This is a genomic window from Streptomyces sp. NBC_01689 (genome assembly GCF_036250675.1).
GTDB lineage: Bacteria > Actinomycetota > Actinomycetes > Streptomycetales > Streptomycetaceae > Streptomyces.
The window spans coordinates 6,143,780-6,161,164 of record NZ_CP109592.1; the positions used below are offsets into that span (position 1 = coordinate 6,143,780).

Sequence of the window (17,385 nt, forward strand, 5' to 3'; positions counted from 1 at the left end):
TTCCACGAACAACCCTCGCCATCACTAGCGTGCGCCGCCAGGGACTCGAACCCCGGACCCGCTGATTAAGAGTCAGCTGCTCTAACCAACTGAGCTAGCGGCGCCTGCTGACGTCGTAGACCTTAGCATCCTGATCGGCGGGAGGAAAAATCGATATCCGCACCGCGGTGGAGGCCGCCGCGCGGGCCGCGCGGACCGCCGCCCAGACCAGGATCTCGGCTCCGGGGAGCCAGGGATGCCGGGTGTCGGGGGCCACCAGCCAGCGGGATTCGGGGCGGGCGGCCGGGTCCGCCCCGGTACCGCCGGGGCGGGGGAGACGGGTCTCCGCCCCGCCGATCCTCAGGGCGGGGACGGTCACCGCGTCGCCGGTGCCGTGGCAGAGCAGGGGCGGGACCGCGCCGACCCGACCCGGGCCCTCCGCGCGGGCCTGGCCCGCGACGGCACCCGCGGCGACGCCGGACGGCCCGGTGTCCTGCGGTCCGCCGCGCCGCGCGACGGGCTCGCCCCGGCCCCGGAGGGCGTCGTCGAGGCCGAGGCCGTCGTCGGGACCGAAGTCGTCGTCCCAGGGTCCGTCACCGAGGCCGCCGCCGAGGATCTCGCGGTCGTCGAAGGCGCCCACCCGGCCGGTGTGCCGGGTGCCGGGCGGGTCCCCGGCGCCGCGGGATCCCCACTCCTCCCACTCCAGGAGCGACGGGAGCCGCTGAGCGGTGCCCGGCGCGCCGAACAGCAGCACCCGCCCGCGGAACACGGCCACCGGGCCGGAGCCGGGACCCTCGTCCCACAGGTGGTCCAGCATCCGCCGGCCGAAGATCGCGGGCGCGTTGACCACGTCGAAGACGGTGCCGCAGGGCAGTACGACCGGCGCGGTCGGCCGGTCCTCCCAGAGCGCGAGGGTGCTGCGCGGATACGTTCCTGCCGAGGCGAGCCAGGCGGCCCCGTCCGCGGTGACGCCCGAGGCGTCGAACCGGTCGGGCAGCGGGGCGCCGGAGCCGTGGGCGGTGGTGCCGGCGGAGTTCCGAGTGCTGCTCATGGTGCAAATATCTACCGTCGGTGATCGGTCCGTCTCCGAGGGTTGCGAGAATTCGGGACAGGGGGGACGCGCATGGGGTATGTCACCCGCCGCGGGCCTATGCCGGAGGCGCCTGTCGGGCCTCTCCGCCCCGGCGCCGGGAGACCACCGGAAGCCGGCGCCCGGCACCGGAGACGACCGCGGGCCGGCGGTGCCGAGGGGGGAGCCCCCCCGGCCGTCGCGCCGTCGGGCTCAGGCGTGGTCGCCCACCCCGTGTCCGTGCCCGTTGCCGTCCGCGCCGCGCAGCAGGTCACGGCCGAACTCGACCATCTTCTTCGCGTAGTCCTCGGTCCACTCGGCGCGTTCGGCGATGTCGGCCGTCGTGAGCCGGTCGAAGCGGCGGGGGTCTGCGAGCTGCGCGGCGGCGATCGCCTGGAACTCCAGCGCCCTGTCGGCCGCCGCCCGGAAGGCGAGCGTCAGCTCCGTCGCCCGCGCCAGCAGGGCCCGCGGATCGTCTATCGACTCGAGATCGAAGAAGTGCTCCGGGTCACCGGCCGCCTCCGCGGGCTCGAAGAGCAGGGGCGCGGGGCGTAGCCGCGGTTCGTTCCGACGCGGCGTGGGCTCCGCCATGTCTTCTCCTCCTCGTACGGTTCAGGGGCCCGCCTCGTGGGTGGACCACCGTCCATTGTCCCCCGCCCGCGCAAGGGGGCCCGTGGGACGGGGCGGACCGGGTTCAGGGCCGCCATCGCACCCGGTGCTCCGCCAGATGTGAGAGCACCGCGTGGCTGGCCTCCCAGCCGTCCGGGAACTTCACCGTGACGCCGAGCTGCACGGGTTCGGTGGAGGGGTGCTCGTCCAGCAGCTCGGTCACCCCGGCCCGGCAGACCACGATGCACGCGTGCCGGTGCCGGGAGGCGAGGACGCACAGCCGGCCCGTCTCCAGGTGGAACGCCGTCGCGTCCGGCCGCCCGGAGAGCGGGTGGAGCACCACCGTCACGTCGAACTCGCGGCCCTGGAGCCGGTTCGCCGTGTCGACGGTGACGTCCGTGACCCCGAGATCCGCCAGCGCCGCCCGCACCACCGCCGCCTGGTCCCGGTGGGCCGTGCCGACGGCGATCCGGTCGGCGGTCAGCGGCACCGGATCGTCCGACCGCTCCGAGGTCGCCGCGCCACCGCGCTCCAGCAGCCGCCGTACGACCCGTGCCACCGCCCCCACCGCTTCGGGGTCGGTGCGCGGGGTGTGCCGGGCGGGCAGCTCCAGGAGCCCCCACCCCGTCTCCGCCGCCTCGTCGATGACCTGGTCGGGGCCGGAACCGTCCGACGGCACACCGAAGGCGAGCCGCCGGTCACCGTGGCCCGTACCGCTGCGGAACGGTGTGTACGGGTAGAACGCGGCGGAGACCAGCGGGGCCGCGGAGGCCGGCAGCCGCCAGGACACCGGGAGCCGGTGCTGGGGCAGTTCGGGGTTGTGCGCGAGCAGCGTCGTGACCGCGGACGCCGACGGGTCGTACGAGAGTCCCGCCCACTGCTCCGCGCCCACGATGGCGAACGGGTCCAGCTGGCCCGGGTCGCCCACGAACAGGGCCCGCTCGAAGAGGCCGGCCACGGCCAGCAGCGCGTCGGAACGCATCTGGTACGCCTCGTCGACGATGGCGTGCCGCCAGGGCTCGACGTTCTTGACGTGCGCCCACTTCGCGGCGGTCGAGATCACGACCGGGAGGCCCGCGAGATCGGTGGCCTTCGCGGACTTGCGGACGTTCCCCAGGTCGTCGAGCGCCTTGTCGTACGGGTCGGCGTCACTGCTGTGCAGGCGTCCCACCGGCAGCTCGGGGTCCTTCTCCGCGAGCCGCAGCACCAGGTCGTCGACCTGGGAGTTGGTCTGCGCGATGACCATCAGGGGGCGCCCGGCGGCGGCGAGTTCGAGTGCCGCGCGCACCACGAGCGTCGACTTCCCGGCGCCGGGCGGGGAGTCGACGACCACACCGCGGTGCGCGCCGTGCAGGGTGTCGCGCAGGATCGCGTCGGTGGCACGGGCCGCCGCGGCCCCGGGATCGAGGTCGGTGGTCACAGGACGTCCTCCTCCGTAACCGGGTCCGGCTGCGGTACGGCGTCGGGTCCGCCGGGCGGCCCGCCGTGCGTCCAGGGCGTGTCCTCCGGGTCGGGCAGTTTCGCCCCGCCGCGCTGCTCGTGCTCGAAGAGCGTGAAGCAGACGAGGTCGCCCTTCTCCGGCACGGAACCGGGCTCGGGCTCCTTGCCGCGGCCCATCTTGTCGACGATCCGCAGCACGAGCAGACCCTCCTCCTCGGCCGCCGCCGGTCCGGCCGTCCGCGCGGTCCCTACGAACTCGGCCGCCTGCGGCTTGCCGTCCAGCGACCGGTAGACCTTCGCGCGCTCCCCGAGATGCGGCCGGTCGTCCGTGCGGACGGTCACCAGGGGGCGCGGGCTCGGGCGCTTGCTCTCGCTGTACGCCATGACGACATCGGTGACCTCGCCCGCGAAGGCCTCGCCCGCCAGCCGCCGGCCGGCCATGACGAGTGGATCGTCGAGGGCCTCCTGTGCGTCCAGGCGGGCCTGTTCGCGCTCGCGGGTGGCCAGTTTGTTCGCCGCCGTGACCGCGTCGTCGCGGCGCGGCTGCGGCGGCTCGCCCGCGACGACCCGGTCGCGGTGACCGGTGAACGACCAGCGGTCGCGGGTCCACCGGTCGGCCGCGTGCGCCCCCTCGGGCAGGGTCCGCAGCAGGTCCAGTCCCTGCCACACCGCGTCCCAGGTGGGCCAGGCGACACGCTCCACCAGGGCACGGATCTCCCGCTCGGCGGCGGTGAGCTCACCGAGCCGGTCGTCCGCCTCCAGACCGTCCTCGGCGGCGGCCAGGGCCGTGCGCGCGCGGTCGTAGCGCTCGACGGCGGGGGCCAGCAGTCTGTTGTCGAAGGCGGGATCGGTGGCCGGTCCCGCGGGCGGCCGGACGAGCTGGCCGCTCCGGTCGCGCCGGAGCTCCGCCTCCAGGGCGGCCCGCGCGCCCGACTCGCCGGCCGGGGGGTCGATCCAGGCGAGCAGTGCTCCCAGGTGCTGGTCCTCCAGGCTGCTCTGGCCGGTGGCCCAGTGCCGGGAGAGCACGTCGCCGAGGGCCAGCAGCAGGGCGGAGCCCGGTACCCGGGACCGCTCCCCGAAGTGCGTCAGCCACCGCCCGAGCAGCGGCACCCGGGGCGGCGCCGGGTGCGGGGCCTCCGGTTCCTGCTCCGCGGTGCGCCGGAACCGCATGGAACGCCCGAGGAGCCGTACGAACTCGGTGCCCGACCGGCTCGGCACGATCAACTGGGGCGCGTCCGCGCAGAGTTCGACCTCGACCTTGACCCGTTTGCCGGTCTCCGGGTCGGTCTCGTTGCGCTCGGCTGCCTCGACCACGTCCGCGTAGGAGTCGACGTACGGCAGGACGACGTCCGCGAGATCGGCGAGGAACGCGAACCGCAGTTCGCGGTCCCGGGGCTGGGGCACGACCAGCAGCCGCGGCGCGTCCCGGTCCGTGCCGACCAGGGCCCCGAGGGGGGCGCCCGCCTCACCGGCGGTGATCAGGGGGACGAGGACCAGCGGCCGGTCGGAGAGATGCCGGTGCCGGACGGTGGCCAGGGGCTGGGCCCGCCCGCTCTCGACGGCTTCCAGCCGGGCGAGGGTGGTGATCAGCGACAAGGGGCCACCTCCTCGGGTGCGGCCGGGGCGCCGGATCTCGCCGGCTCCCTCGTCGAATCGCCTCCGCGCAGGGCCCCGGCCCGCAGCAGGGCCGCCCGGCGCAGGGCGGCGACCGCCGGATCACGCGGGTCCCCGGCCTCTCCGCGGGCCGCCGCCAGCACGTCGTCCACGGTGGTCAGACCGCCCAGCTCCGCACGGAGCGACCGCCCCAGCGAGGTCACCGCGCCCTCCGCCCGGGAGCGGGCCCGGCAGTGGAAGGCGAGCTCGCAGGCGGCCAGGCACTCGGGGGCGTAGGCCGCGGGGACGGCCTCGACCGCCGCCGTCAGCCGCTCGGCGGGCAGGCCGGGGGCGAAGCAGGCGTCCTCGGGGAGGGCGGCCGCGATGTCCTCGACACGGGTGAGGCGGCCCAGCTGGCGGCGGGTGACCGCGCGCTGCTTGCGGACGTCGACGGCGGAGGCGGTCGGGAGGTTGGAGAAGTCCTTGGGGCAGACCAGCAGCACCCGGTGGCGGACCGCGGGTGCCGGGTCCAGGCGGGCCGCGACCTCCTCCAGCGCGAGGACGTACACCGCCGACTGGCGGGCGGCGGCGCCCACCTTCGCGGGGTCGGCCGAGCCGTCCAGCATCGGGAAGGACTTGATCTCGACGACCGTCCAGGTCCCGTCGGGGTGCACCACGACCGCGTCGGGTTCGAGGAAGGCGGGGGAACCCGCGACGTCGAGGGCGAGCATCGGGTGGTCGAGCAGGGTCCAGGCGCCGGCGGCGGTCGCGTCGCGCAGCGCCAGCGCGGTGCGGGCCGTGCGGCCCTCGGGGCCGACGGCGGTCAGGTCGGGGACGGTCCCGGCCCGGGGCGGCTCGGCGGCGGGGTCCAGGTGCTCGTGCACCAGCCGCAGCAGCTCCGCGCCGCCGTCCGCCTTGACCCGCGCCTCGAACGCGTTGCCCCGCATGAAGGCGAACTGGGACTGGCCGAAGGACGACGGCGACCCCAGCCCTTCCGCCAGCTTGGCCTTGTCGACCCCCGCGCCGTCGAGCAGGGCGCGCCGCTCGCATCCCGGGTTCGCGGCGAGTGCCGCGAGAGCGCGCGCGTCCAGGGCCTTGGGCGGCACGGCCGGGCCGCGCAGCTCAGCGAGTCTTCCCCAGACTCCCGGCTTCGCTGGAGGAGGGGAGATCCCAGTCCGCAGCTCCGTCCCCCGCATCCGTGGGAGGGCCACCGGGGTCGGCTCCCGGTCCGGTGCGGGACTCGCGCTGTCGGGGAATGCGTTCACCCGTGGAAGTCTGGCATCCGGCACTGACAACTGGGGAATTCGCGTCGTGGGAGGCGCCCGTGAGCCAGGGGACCCAGGTGCCCAGGAGCGACTTCGCGCGGTCCGCGAGGCGGGTCACCAGGGGGGTGAGCAGCAGCCCCGCTCCCATCACCGTGACCCCCGCGACCGCGTCGAGGAAGTAGTGGTTGGCCGTGCCCATCACGACGATCGTGGTGAGCAGCGGGTACGCGATGCCGGCGAGCCGGACGACGCGGGAGCGGCCGTGGCGCCACAGCATCACTCCGCACCAGAGCGACCAGCCCACGTGCAGGCTCGGCATCGCCGCGTACTGGTTCGTCATGCCGCCGAGACCCCGTGGAGCGCTCGCCTCGCCGCCCCACCAGCCGTACGAGCTGTACTGGGCCATCGTGTCGACGAAGCCGTGGCCGGCCGAGAGCAGCCGGGGCGGGCAGGTGGGCATCAGCGTGAAGCCGATCAAGCCGATCAGGGTGGACGTCATCAGCCAGGTGCGCGCCGCGCGGTACAGGGTGGCGCGGGAGCGGAAGAGCCAGACCAGGATGACGGGCGTCACCAGGTAGTGGAGTGACGCGTACCAGAAGTCGGCGGGCACGCCGAGCCAGGCCTCGCGGGTGAACAGCCGGTTGAGCGGGTGTTCGGCGTTGAGGTGGAGGGCCTTTTCGACGCGCAGAATCTCCAGGCCGTGGTCGACGGCGCTGTCCGTGTCGCCCCGGGCGAGCAGCCGGCCGGCCGAGTACGACGCGTACACCAGGACTATCAGCGGCAGCTCGGTCCACCAGCGCAGCCGGAGGTGAGGTGCGGAGGGACGCAGCTCGGTCCACCGGCGCAGCCGGGCGCGCGGCGCCGCCCCGGTCAGCCGTGCATCGGTCTGCGGCATCCGATCGCCCTCCCCCATCTGCTCGTGGTGCCCCGGCGAGTCCGCCGGTGGCAGCGTCGGCGGTACGCGAGCGGTCGCTCGCGGTGTGCCGGTGCGCAAGTCTGTTCGTGACGATGCGTGGCCGCACCGGATTTTACGGCGTGTGCGAGCGGCCGTGGGAAGCGCCCCCGGTCGTCAAGGACGCAGAGATCGCCCTGCGGGTTGCCCCTGACGGGGGTGCGCGATGATGGAGTGACCCACTTGTCCGGCGAATCGGAAAGGCTCCTCCCCATGGCACCGCGCATCCTGCTGGCCCGGCACGGACAGACGGAGTGGTCGCTGTCCGGCAAGCACACCGGCAGGACCGATGTGCCGCTGCTGGAGGAGGGCCGGCGCGGAGCCAAGACGCTGGGCGAACGGCTGCACCGGGCGCCCTTCGACGGGCTCCCGGAGGCGGAGGTGCTGACCAGCCCGCTGGCACGCGCGCGTGAGACCTGCGAACTGGCCGGCTTCGGCGAGCGTGCCGGCTCCTGGGACACGCTGATGGAGTGGGACTACGGCGCGTACGAGGGGATGACCCCGGACGAGATCCAGGCCGTGCGACCGGGCTGGTTCATCTGGCGCGACGGCGTGCCCGGGGGCGAGACCCTGGAGCAGGTCGCCGCGCGCGCGGACGAGGTCGTCGCGCGGGCCCGCGCCGCCGACCGCGACCTGCTGGTCTTCGCGCACGGACACATCCTGCGCTCCATCGGTGCCCGCTGGCTCGGCCTCCCGCTGGACTTCGCGGCGCGGATCCGCCTCCATCCGACCTCGCTGTCGGTGCTCGGCTGGGCCTACGGGGAACCGGCCATCGAGTCCTGGAACGACCTCGGCCACCTGACGGCGTAGACGCTGCGGGCGGCCGGGCGGAGCCTCCGCCCGGCGTCCGGGAATCAGTGCCACGGGCCGGGCGCCCCGGCCCGGACCCTTCACCGGACGCCCTCCGCGCCGCGCGGGACGCGGCCCGGCTCACGCCGTGCGCGGCAGACTGGCGTGGCGTTCCAGGAAGGCGGAGACGCCCGACGCCCTGCGGTGCGGCAGCAGCACGCGCGCGGTGGCCGCCAGCATGGTCTGGATACGGGACGACTGGACCTCGCCCAGCAGGTCGAGGACGCGCAGGCCCGCGACGGCGGCCTCGTCGGGACGGCCACCGCGGGCGAGGTCGTCGGCGAGTTCCGCGGTGTAGAGGGCGATGTTCCGGGTGAAGTGCGGATCCTGCAGGTGCGCCGCGCGGCGGGCGTGACGGGCCGCGCGCGGCCAGTCGCCCAGCGTGGACCAGCACTGCGCCTCCAGACCCTCCAGTTCGGCCTCCCCGTAGAAGGTCATCCACTCGGGGTCGCTCTCCGAGGGCCCGCGTGCGAAGAGGGCCTGGGCGCGGACGAGCGCCCGCTCGCACTCCGCCCGGTCGGCGAGCCCCGCCCAGCCGCCGGCCTCCCGCAGCGCGAGCAGCGAGAGCAGGCGGGAGGAGCCGAGCGGGCGGGCCGCTCGCTGCGCCGCCTGTGCCGCGCGCACCGCCTCGCGCGGGCGGCCGGCGTCGCGCGCGAGGAAGGCCGTGTTGCAGAAGGCGTGCGCCTCCAGGCCCGGGTCGCCGGACATCCGCGCGGTCGCCAGTGCCTCGGCGTAGTGCGAGCGCGCGTCGTCGAAGCGCCCGGAGTCGTGCGCCAACCAGCCGACCGAGATGGCCAGTTCGCCCGCGCCCGCGTACAGCCGGTCGGCGGTCCGCCGGTGGGTGGTGCCCGCGTCGAGCAGTTCGTACGCGGTGCGCAGGGGGGCGGCGGCCCGCCGGTAGAGGCCGTCGGCCCCGTGCCGGTCGTCGAGCAGCCGGATCCTTCGGACGGCTTCCTCGAGGGCGCCCGCCTCGGACGCCCCCGGCCGGTGGACGCGGCGGTCCGCGGCCTCGGCCGTAGCGCCGGACGTGCCCGCGAAGGGGCCCAGGGTGGCTGCCGCCATGGTGGCGGTGCCTCCGGTCATGAATGCGCGACGCTGCACGTCGCTCTCCTCGTGGTTCTGTTCATGGTGCTGGTGCGGGTCGTGCGGGTCGTGCGGGTGGTGCTGCCGGTGCGGGTCGTGCGGCCGGTACGGGGTCAGCGTGCTCTCATACGTCTCACCCGCCCCTTCCGTCTCACCCGTGGTGTGCGAAAGGCTTGTGATGTGCGTGGGGGGCTCGTCGTCCGTGCCGCGCGCCCCTCGTCCGCGTACGGACGAGCGGGGCGAGAAGCCCAGGTCGGTGAGCGTGCGGCCGGGGAACATGTGCAGGAACACCCGTTCGTACGCGTAGTTGGGGCAGCGGATCTCGCCGGCCTCCACCCGCCCGACATAGCGCGCGTCGCAGCTGACCCGCTCGCCGATCTCGCGCGCGGCCCGCCGTACCGCCGCGGCGAACTCGCCGGGCGAGCGCTGTCCGCGCAGCCGCCGGAAGGCGAGGTTCGGCCGTGGCGGCCGGGGGGACGGGGACGAGGTCACCATTGACGACGCCATGGCCGGGCCCTCTCTTGCGAACCGTCGAACCATGCCGGAACCAGGGCGAAATGCCTGTGTCATGCCGAGTGGTGCCCTGCTCCGGCGGAGCAAGAACGTACCTGCTGTGACGAGGCCGCCACGCTGGGTTTGGCTACAAACCGGATATCTCATCCACGATCTGCCATGAACTGCCATCCTTTGCGGCGCTGTTCCGCCGTAGCCGTTGACGTTCCGACGCGTTGAACCCGGTGGACCGGGAGCGCACCCGAACTCCCGACCCGCTCGTGCAGGAGGAGGGGTTCCGTGTTGGAGGCCGGGTTGGAGAGCACCGAGTTCCGCAGACCGCCGTCGACCGCCGCGTACGGGTCGTCCCCGGAGTGCGGCGCCCCGCCGCCGGACACCGGCTGCGACCTGGTGACCGTTCCGGCGCGCCAGGGCCTGGAGGCGGTCGACATCCTCCGCCGGGGCGCGTGTGAATCCGTGGGGCCCGTCCTGCTGGACGGCGGCTGCGACACCCTCGGCTTCCTGGTCCCGCCCGGCACCGCCGACGCCTGGGACGTGCCGGGCAGCACCTGTACGCAGACCGCGGGTCACGGACTGCGACTCGCGCCCGAGCCGCCCGTCGAGGGCTCGGACTGGCTGCTGCCGCCGGGGGAGGCGGATCTCGCGACCGATCCGGCCGTCCTGCGGGAGGCGCTGGGGGAGGCCGCACGGCTCATCGAGGCCGCGGACAACTGTCGCTGAGCACTCCGCGGCAGCTATTGAGCACTCCCCGGCAGCCATGGGGCCGACCGTGCCGGAGCCCCTGATAATGGCGGCATGGGAAGGTCGAAGAACGTGCGGCGCGGCCAGGCGCCCACCGAGCCCCTCGTCGAGACGGTCGACGGCGGGCTCGCCGAGCTGATACCCGACCGGGACCGCCCGCGCGCCTGGACCCTGCTGATCGACGGCGCCCCGCAGTCCCACGTCGACCTCGACGACCCGGCCCATCTGAGCTTCGAGTACCAGCGGCGCCTCGGCCACGTCATCGACCTGGTCGCGCCGCCCGGCAAGCCCGTGCACGCCGTGCATCTCGGCGGCGGCGCCCTCACCCTGGCCCGCTACACCGCCGCGACCCGCCCCCGCTCCACCCAGCAGGTCGTCGAACGGGACGCACTCCTAGTACAACTCGTCCGGCGCGAGCTCCCGCTGGACCCCAACGCCCGTATCCGGGTGCGTTCCCTGGACGCCCGCGAGGGACTCGCCAAGGTGCCGGACGACTGGGCCGACCTGGTCATCGCCGACGTGTTCAGCGGCGCGCGGACCCCGGCCCACCTGACCTCCGTGGAGTTCCTCGACGACGTCCGCCGGGTCGTCAGAGCCGGTGGTGTGTACGCCGCCAACCTCGCCGACGGGCCCCCGCTCGCCCATCTGCGCGGCCAGATCGCCACCGCCGCGGCCGTCTTCCCCGAACTGGCCCTCGTCGCCGACCCGACGGTGCTGCGCGGCAAGCGCTTCGGCAACGCCGTCCTCGTCGCCTGCGACCGGCCGCTGCCGCTGGCCGAACTCACCCGCCGCGCGGCCTCGGACCCGCACCCCGGACGGGTCGAACACGGAAGACAGCTCGCCGACTTCACCGGAGGCGCGGCACCGGTCCTGGACGTGGCGGCGGTGGCGTCACCCGCCCCGCCGCCCTCGGTCTTCCGCTGACGGCGCGGGCCGTGCGGGCGCCGTCCATCCGCCGGCCGAGCCGCGGCACCGCGACGCAGCACCGCGCGCCGACCCCACGATCAGGACAACAGGCCCTAGTAGGTGCCGATCTCGACACGCGGCGGGCCGTCGTGCCACGTACAGAACACCGACACCCGGTCCGCGCCCGAGGTGAACTCCACCCGGATCCACGACTCGGTCTTCCACACCTGCATCGACCAGCCCGAGCCGGGGGTCGCCGAGACGAGCGTCGCGGAGGCCGGGCCCAGGTCGAAGACCGCCCGCCCGCCGTCGGTGTCGTAGCTCTTGACCCGGCCCGTCTGTCCGGCCTGCGCGGAGGGGCCCGGATCCGGCTTCGGGGAGGCCGGTCCGGAGGGCGACGGCGAGGGCGTCGCGGCGGACCGCCGGCTCCGCTCCGGCTCCGGGGCCGCCGTGGTCCGCGGCACCCCGGTCCGGCCGGTCGGGGAGGGCAGCGCCTTGGCCTTCTGCGTGACGGAGTCGCCCACGGTGACCGGCAGCGCCCGCGGCGGGTCGTACGCCGTCCCCGTCATGACCGTGTGGACACCCCACCACGACAGCGTGACCGCCGCGCCCGTGGCGAGCGTCCAAGCCAGTACGTGTACGAGACCTCTGCGCATCGCGGCCATACTGCCTCACTCGCCCCACGGGTGTCTCGTTCCCTTCACAGGACGGGAGTTGTCCACAGGTGCCGGACCGGTATCGCACGGATGGCGTACGGTGCCGCCCATGGCAAGTGTGCTCGTGGTCGAGGACGACCAGTTCGTACGCTCGGCCCTCATCCGGCATCTGACCGACGCCTCGCACACCGTGCGCAGCGTCGGCACGGCGCTCGAGGCGCTGCGCGAGGTCGCCCATTTCCCCTTCGACGTCGTCATCCTGGATCTCGGTCTGCCCGATCTGGACGGGGCCGAGGCCCTCAAGATGCTGCGCGGCATCACCGACGTACCGGTGATCGTCGCCACCGCCCGGGACGACGAGACGGAGATCGTCCGCCTGCTGAACGACGGCGCGGACGACTACCTGACCAAGCCGTTCTCGGTCGAGCACCTGTCCGCGCGGATGGCCGCCGTCCTGCGCCGCTCGCGGTCCGTGGGAGAGGTGCCCGCCTCGCCGGTCATCCGGGTCGGCGGCCTGGCCATCGACCCGTTGCGCCGCCGGGCCGAGCTGGACGGCGGCGTCCTGGACCTCACCCGGCGCGAGTTCGACCTGCTCGCCTTCCTGGCCGGCCGACCCGGTGTCGTGGTGGCCCGCAAGGACCTGCTCGCCGAGGTGTGGCAGCAGTCGTACGGGGACGACCAGACCATCGACGTCCATCTGTCCTGGCTGCGGCGGAAGCTGGGCGAGACGGCGGCGAGACCGCGCTATCTGCACACCCTGCGCGGCGTCGGCGTGAAACTGGAGCCGCCGCGCGCGGAGTTCCCGCGGACGGAGCCCCCGCTGTGAGGTGGGCACTGGTCAAGGTGTGCGTGGCGGTGACCACGATGGTCGTGGTGGCCTTCGCGGTGCCGCTCGGGCTCGTCATCAAGGAGATGGCACGGGACCGCGCCTTCTCCAACGCCGAGCGGGAGGCCGCGGCCGTCGCCCCCGCGCTCTCCATCACCACCGACCGGGACCAGCTGGAGCGGGTCGTCGCCTCCGCCGGGTCCGACGACGGCATGGCCGTGCACATCCCGGCGGGTGACGGCACCGAGGCGGTCGACATCGGACGGCAGCGCGCCGCCGCCAAGGACATCGCGGCCACCCGCGGACTGGGCCGCGCCTCCACCACCGAGGTCCCGGGCGGCTCCACCCTGCTCCAGCCCACCGCGCTGAGCTCCGGCGAGATCGCGGTCGTCGAGGTCTACGTACCCGAGTCCGAGGTCAGCAACGGCGTGGGGACGGCCTGGGCGGTGCTCGCCGCGGTCGGCGTCGCGCTCGTCGTCGGCTCGGTCGCGGTCGCCGACCGGCTGGGCGTCCGTATGGTGCAGCCGGCCCAACGGCTGGTCGAGAGCGCGCACGAACTGGGAGAGGGCAAGCTCGGGGCGAGGGTTCCCGAGGAAGGCCCCACCGAACTGCGGTTGGCGGCCGTCGCGTTCAACTCGATGGCCGACCAGGTCGTCCAACTCCTGGCGAACGAACGGGAACTGGCGGCGGACCTCTCGCACCGGCTGCGCACCCCGCTGACCGTGCTGCGGCTGAACACGGCCTCGCTGGGCGACGGACCGGCCGCCGAGCAGACCCGCACGGCCGTGGCCCAGCTGGAGCGCGAGGTGGACACGATCATCCGGACCGCGCGGGAGGCCAAGCCGCAGACGGTGGCGCTCGGCGTGGGTGCCGGGTGCGACGCGTCCGAAGTGGTCCGCGAGCGGATGGACTTCTGGTCCGCGCTCGCCGAGGACGAGGGCCGCAAGGTGCGGGTCGCGGGCGTGGACCGTCCGGTGCGCATACCGGTCGCGCGGGCGGACCTGGTGGCGGCGCTCGACGCGCTCCTCGGCAACGTCTTCCGGCACACCCCGGAGGGCACGGCCTTCGCGGTGGACGTGCACAACAGCGACGACGCGGTGATCGTGCTGGTGTCGGACGCGGGAGCGGGGATCGTGGACCCGGTGTCGGCGATGGCCCGCGGGCGGGGCTCGGGCAACGACGGCTCGACCGGGCTCGGGCTGGACATCGTGCGGCGGCTCGCGGAGTCGACGGGCGGTGACGTACGGCTGGGGTCCTCTGTGCTGGGCGGCACCGAGGTGCGGATATGGATCCAGCTGGACGGGCGGGCACCGGTGCGGCGCGGACACCGGGGCGCGGTACGGCGGCGCCGGCGCGGCGTCGGCGTGAGCTGAGCCGGCCTCCGGTCCTCGCCGGTCGCGACCGGTACGCGGCATCCGGCTGGTCCCGACCGGCGCGCGGCCCCCGGCCGTTCCCGACCTTTAACCGTCCCCGATGCCTTCCTTAAGCGCACCCTAAGATCGCGGGCCCCCGCCCGGATCAAGCGGTTTGCCCGATTCCGGATCGCTAGCGTGCTGCCCGCATCCCCTGGGAATCCCCAGCGAACTCCCGTGAAACCGCGAAGGCAGGCACGCGATGAGCAGTACGCACCGGCGCAAGGTCAGTGGCAGGAACAAGGCGATAGGCGGCGTCGTCGCGGCTGCCATGATCGGTGGCGGCGCCTTCCTGTTCTCCGGCACCGCGCTCGCCGCCGGTGTCGGCGCCGCGTACACAAGGACCAGTGACTGGTCCACGGGGTACACCGCCCAGTACGTCGTCACGAACGACACCGGCCGGGCGAAGAGCGGCTGGACGCTGGAGTTCGACCTGCCCTCCGGCGACCGGCTCAGCTCGCTGTGGAACGGCGCGTCCTCGGTGAGCGGGAGTCATGTCACGGTGAAGCCGCCGTCCTGGGACAAGGACGGCCTGGCGGCCGGCGAGTCGGTCACCGTCGGCTTCGTCGTGAACGGCACCGCGGACCCGAAGGGCTGTGTCATCGACGGCGCCAAGTGCTCCGTGGACGACGGCGCGACCCCGGAGCCGAGCGGCCGTCCGACCGCGTCGGCCACCCCCACCGCCACGCCGAAGCCCACCCCGAGCGCCTCCCGCACCGGTACCCCGGCCACCCCGACCACGCCGGCCTCCACTCCCGCCACCACCCCGAAGCCCTCGGCCTCGGCGAGCACCGGCGGTGGCAGCGCCGCGGGCGCCGGCTTCGCGCCGTACGTCGACACCTCCCTCTACCCGGCCTTCGACCTGGTCGGCAGCGCGGCGGCCACCGGGGTGAAGGACTACAACCTCGCCTTCATCACCGACGGCGGCGGCTGCACGCCCAAGTGGGGCGGGGTGAGCGACCTCGCCAGTGACGCGGTGGCCGCGCAGATCGGCGCGCTGCGGGCGAAGAGCGGCGACGTCCGTGTCTCCTTCGGCGGTGCCTCGGGCTCGGAGCTGGCGACGACCTGCTCGTCGCCGGACGCGCTGGCGGCGGTGTACGGGAAGGCCGTCGACGCCTACAAGCTGACGAAGGTCGACTTCGACGTCGAGGGCGGCGCGCTGTCGAACACCGCCGCGAACACCCGGCGCGCGAAGGCCATCGTGAAACTCCAGCAGCAGCACCCGGGCCTGGACGTGTCTTTCACGCTCCCCGTCATGCCCGAGGGCCTCACCCAGGACGGCGTCGGCCTCCTGTCCGACGCCCGGTCGAACGGCGTGAGGATCTCCGCCGTCAACATCATGGCGATGGACTACGGGCCCTCGTACAACGGTGACATGGGCACCTACGCCGAGCAGGCCGCCACCGCCACGCAGGCCCAGGTCAAGGGCGTGCTCGGACTCTCCGACAGCGCGGCCTGGAAGACCGTGGCCGTCACCCCGATGATCGGCGTCAACGACGTGGCGTCCGAGATCTTCACGGTCGACGACGCCGCCCAGCTGGTGGCCTTCGCCAAGTCCAAGGGGCTCGGCTGGCTGTCGATGTGGTCCGCGAGCCGCGACCGGCAGTGCGCGGGCGGCGCGAAGAACTCCGCCGACGCGACCTGCAGTTCGGTCGTCCAGGACGCGGGGGCGTTCTCGAAGGCGTTCGGCGCCTACAAGTAGGCCCGGCGCCCACCGAGTCCTCCCCCACGGGTGAAGAGCGTCCCGGCCGGGACCACCCCCCATCCGGCCGGGGCGCGGCCCCCGTTCCCGGGCACCACGCCCCGCCCCCCCCCGGTCTTCTCGGCCCGTCTCCCACGGACGACGGGCCCTCCGCCCTCCCGGACGAGGAATCCCGCGTCCGGAAGACGGCGGCCGCGCCCTCCCGGGCCGCGTCCTGCCGGGCCGCGCCCTACTCGGCGGCCGGCACCGGCGGCAGCGTCCCCGTCCGGGCCGCCTGGCTGTACCAGTGGGCGCTCGACTTCGGCGTACGGGCCAGGGTCGCGTAGTCGACGTACACCGCGCCGAAGCGCTTGCTGTAGCCGTACGCCCACTCGAAGTTGTCCATCAGGGACCAGAGGTAGTACCCGCGGACGTCCGCGCCGTCCGCGATGGCGCGGCGGACCGCCGACAGGTGGCCGTGCAGGTAGGCGATGCGCTCCGGGTCGTGGACGCGGCCCTCCGGGTCCGGCTTGTCGTCGTACGCGGCACCGTTCTCGGTGATGTACAGCGGCAGACCCGGCGCCTCCCGCGTGTAGCGCGTGATCAGGTCGTGCAGGCCCGTCGGGTCGATCGTCCAGCCCATCTCCGTCCGCTCGCCCGGAGTCTGGTGGAACGTCACGTCGTCCGCGCCCGGCCACGGCGTGTACGCACTCGCCCCGTGACCGTCGGCGCGGTGACCCGCGGTGCTCTCGTCCGCCGCCGAGACCAGGGTCGGGGTGTAGTAGTTCAGGCCCAGCGCGTCGAGCGGCTGCTTGATGAGCGCCAGGTCGCCGTCCCGGACGTACGACCAGTCCGTGACCGAGGAGGTCTCCTGGAGCAGACTCTCCGGGTAGGCGCCGTGCAGCATCGGGCCGTGGAAGACACCGTTGGCCAGGTTGTCGATGCGCTGGGCCGCAGCGAGGTCCGCGGGGCTCTGCGAGAGCGGCCTGACCACCGAGGAGTTGAGGCTCACCGCGACCGAGTTGCGGGTCGGCATCACCGACCTCAGGGCCTTCGCGCCCAGGCCGTGCGCCAGGTTCAGGTGGTGGGCGGCCTTCAGCGACGCCGCCGCGTCGGTGCGGCCCGGCGCGTGCACCCCGGAACCGTAGCCCAGGAACGCGCTGCACCACGGCTCGTTCAGGGTGATCCAGTGCTCCACCCGGTCGCCCAGCGCCTCGCCCACGATCTGCGCGTAGTCGGCGAACCGCAGGGCCGTGTCGCGCTCCGGCCAGCCGCCCGCGTCCTCCAGCTCCTGGGGGAGGTCCCAGTGGTAGAGGGTGATGGCCGGCTTGATGTCGTGGGCCAGCAGTTCGTCGACCAGGTTGCGGTAGAAGTCCAGACCGCGCTGGACCGCCGGTCCGCGGCCCGTGGGCTGTACCCGGGACCAGGAGATCGAGAAGCGGTAGGCCGACAGGCCCAGCTCCGCCATCAGCGCCACGTCGTCACGGAAGCGGTGGTAGTGGTCGACAGCGATGTCACCGGTCTCGCCACCGGCCGTCTTGCCGGGGGTGTGACTGAAGGTGTCCCAGATGGAGGGCGTGCGGCCGTCCTCCCGTACCGCCCCCTCGATCTGGTACGCGGAGGTCGCCGCGCCCCAGAGGAACGCGGGGGGAAAGGTCACGGGCGATGCGGGTTCAGGCATGGAAGCGCTCCCATAGGAGGTCGTGGAGAACGACGGTATGGAGAAGAGAAGAAGGGGAGAGGGGGGAGGGGACGGAAAGGGAGGGGAGGGGAGGGGCGGCGGCGGGGGAAGGCGGTCGACGGGGCCGGGG

General features: G+C 74.0%; 15 protein-coding genes and 1 tRNA gene. 6 read left to right on the plus strand and 10 right to left on the minus strand.

Annotated features, from left to right (window positions below; translation table 11 throughout):
* Positions 1–30: 30 nt before the first annotated feature.
* The 7 genes from OG776_RS26205 to OG776_RS26235 all read right to left on the minus strand — a co-directional run bounded on the left by OG776_RS26205 (position 31) and on the right by OG776_RS26235 (position 6,850).
* A tRNA-Lys gene (locus OG776_RS26205) sits at positions 31–104 on the minus strand.
* Entirely contained in the window at positions 95–1,030 is a 936-nt protein-coding gene (locus OG776_RS26210) for a hypothetical protein (RefSeq protein ID WP_329322619.1), read from the minus strand. Before OG776_RS26210 ends, OG776_RS26205 begins: the two co-directional genes overlap by 10 nt.
* A gap of 231 nt (positions 1,031–1,261) precedes the next feature.
* Complete coding sequence (locus OG776_RS26215) at positions 1,262–1,639, minus strand: hypothetical protein (protein ID WP_148008554.1); 378 nt, start codon at positions 1,637–1,639, stop codon at positions 1,262–1,264.
* A gap of 103 nt (positions 1,640–1,742) precedes the next feature.
* A complete protein-coding gene (locus OG776_RS26220) occupies positions 1,743–3,077 on the minus strand; it encodes an AAA domain-containing protein (RefSeq protein WP_329322620.1) in 1,335 nt (444 codons plus the stop codon).
* Entirely contained in the window at positions 3,074–4,693 is a 1,620-nt protein-coding gene (locus OG776_RS26225; RefSeq protein ID WP_329322621.1) for a hypothetical protein, read from the minus strand. Before OG776_RS26225 ends, OG776_RS26220 begins: the two co-directional genes overlap by 4 nt.
* Complete coding sequence (locus OG776_RS26230) at positions 4,684–5,886, minus strand: hypothetical protein (RefSeq protein ID WP_329322622.1); 1,203 nt, start codon at positions 5,884–5,886, stop codon at positions 4,684–4,686. The genes OG776_RS26225 and OG776_RS26230 overlap by 10 nt, the downstream gene beginning before the upstream one ends.
* A complete protein-coding gene (locus tag OG776_RS26235; RefSeq protein ID WP_148008551.1) occupies positions 5,813–6,850 on the minus strand; it encodes a phosphatase PAP2 family protein in 1,038 nt (345 codons plus the stop codon). The genes OG776_RS26230 and OG776_RS26235 overlap by 74 nt, the downstream gene beginning before the upstream one ends.
* A 270-nt stretch (positions 6,851–7,120) precedes the next feature.
* Between OG776_RS26235 and OG776_RS26240 the strand changes: the two genes are divergently transcribed.
* Positions 7,121–7,717, plus strand: a complete 597-nt coding sequence (locus OG776_RS26240; protein ID WP_148008550.1) for a histidine phosphatase family protein — start codon at positions 7,121–7,123, stop codon at positions 7,715–7,717.
* A gap of 120 nt (positions 7,718–7,837) precedes the next feature.
* Here OG776_RS26240 and OG776_RS26245 read toward each other — a convergent pair whose 3' ends face one another.
* Positions 7,838–9,346, minus strand: a complete 1,509-nt coding sequence (locus OG776_RS26245) for a hypothetical protein (RefSeq protein WP_329322623.1) — start codon at positions 9,344–9,346, stop codon at positions 7,838–7,840.
* 285 nt (positions 9,347–9,631) lie between these two features.
* Here OG776_RS26245 and OG776_RS26250 point away from each other — a divergent pair, with 285 nt between their 5' ends.
* The gene (locus OG776_RS26250; protein WP_384955776.1) at positions 9,632–10,072 is read left to right on the plus strand and encodes a hypothetical protein; all 441 of its coding nucleotides are present in this window, start codon (positions 9,632–9,634) and stop codon (positions 10,070–10,072) included.
* A gap of 75 nt (positions 10,073–10,147) precedes the next feature.
* Positions 10,148–11,017 (plus strand): spermidine synthase, encoded by an 870-nt coding sequence (locus tag OG776_RS26255; RefSeq protein WP_148008548.1) that lies wholly within the window; start codon positions 10,148–10,150, stop codon positions 11,015–11,017.
* 95 nt (positions 11,018–11,112) lie between these two features.
* On the opposite strand, the gene OG776_RS26260 is transcribed toward OG776_RS26255, so the two are convergent.
* Complete coding sequence (locus OG776_RS26260) at positions 11,113–11,655, minus strand: hypothetical protein (RefSeq protein WP_148008547.1); 543 nt, start codon at positions 11,653–11,655, stop codon at positions 11,113–11,115.
* Between the two features lie 109 nt (positions 11,656–11,764).
* On the opposite strand from OG776_RS26260, the gene OG776_RS26265 reads away from it, so the two are divergent.
* From OG776_RS26265 to OG776_RS26275, 3 genes are all read left to right on the plus strand, one after another.
* On the plus strand, positions 11,765–12,481 hold the full coding sequence (locus OG776_RS26265) for a response regulator transcription factor (RefSeq protein ID WP_187285558.1): 717 nt from the start codon (positions 11,765–11,767) through the stop codon (positions 12,479–12,481).
* A complete protein-coding gene (locus tag OG776_RS26270) occupies positions 12,478–13,854 on the plus strand; it encodes a HAMP domain-containing sensor histidine kinase (RefSeq protein ID WP_329322624.1) in 1,377 nt (458 codons plus the stop codon). The genes OG776_RS26265 and OG776_RS26270 overlap by 4 nt, the downstream gene beginning before the upstream one ends.
* Positions 13,855–14,095: 241 nt before the next feature.
* A complete protein-coding gene (locus OG776_RS26275) occupies positions 14,096–15,595 on the plus strand; it encodes a glycoside hydrolase family 18 protein (protein WP_329322625.1) in 1,500 nt (499 codons plus the stop codon).
* Positions 15,596–15,824: 229 nt separating this feature from the next.
* On the opposite strand, the gene OG776_RS26280 is transcribed toward OG776_RS26275, so the two are convergent.
* Complete coding sequence (locus tag OG776_RS26280; RefSeq protein ID WP_329322626.1) at positions 15,825–17,255, minus strand: GH1 family beta-glucosidase; 1,431 nt, start codon at positions 17,253–17,255, stop codon at positions 15,825–15,827.
* Positions 17,256–17,385: the final 130 nt, after the last annotated feature.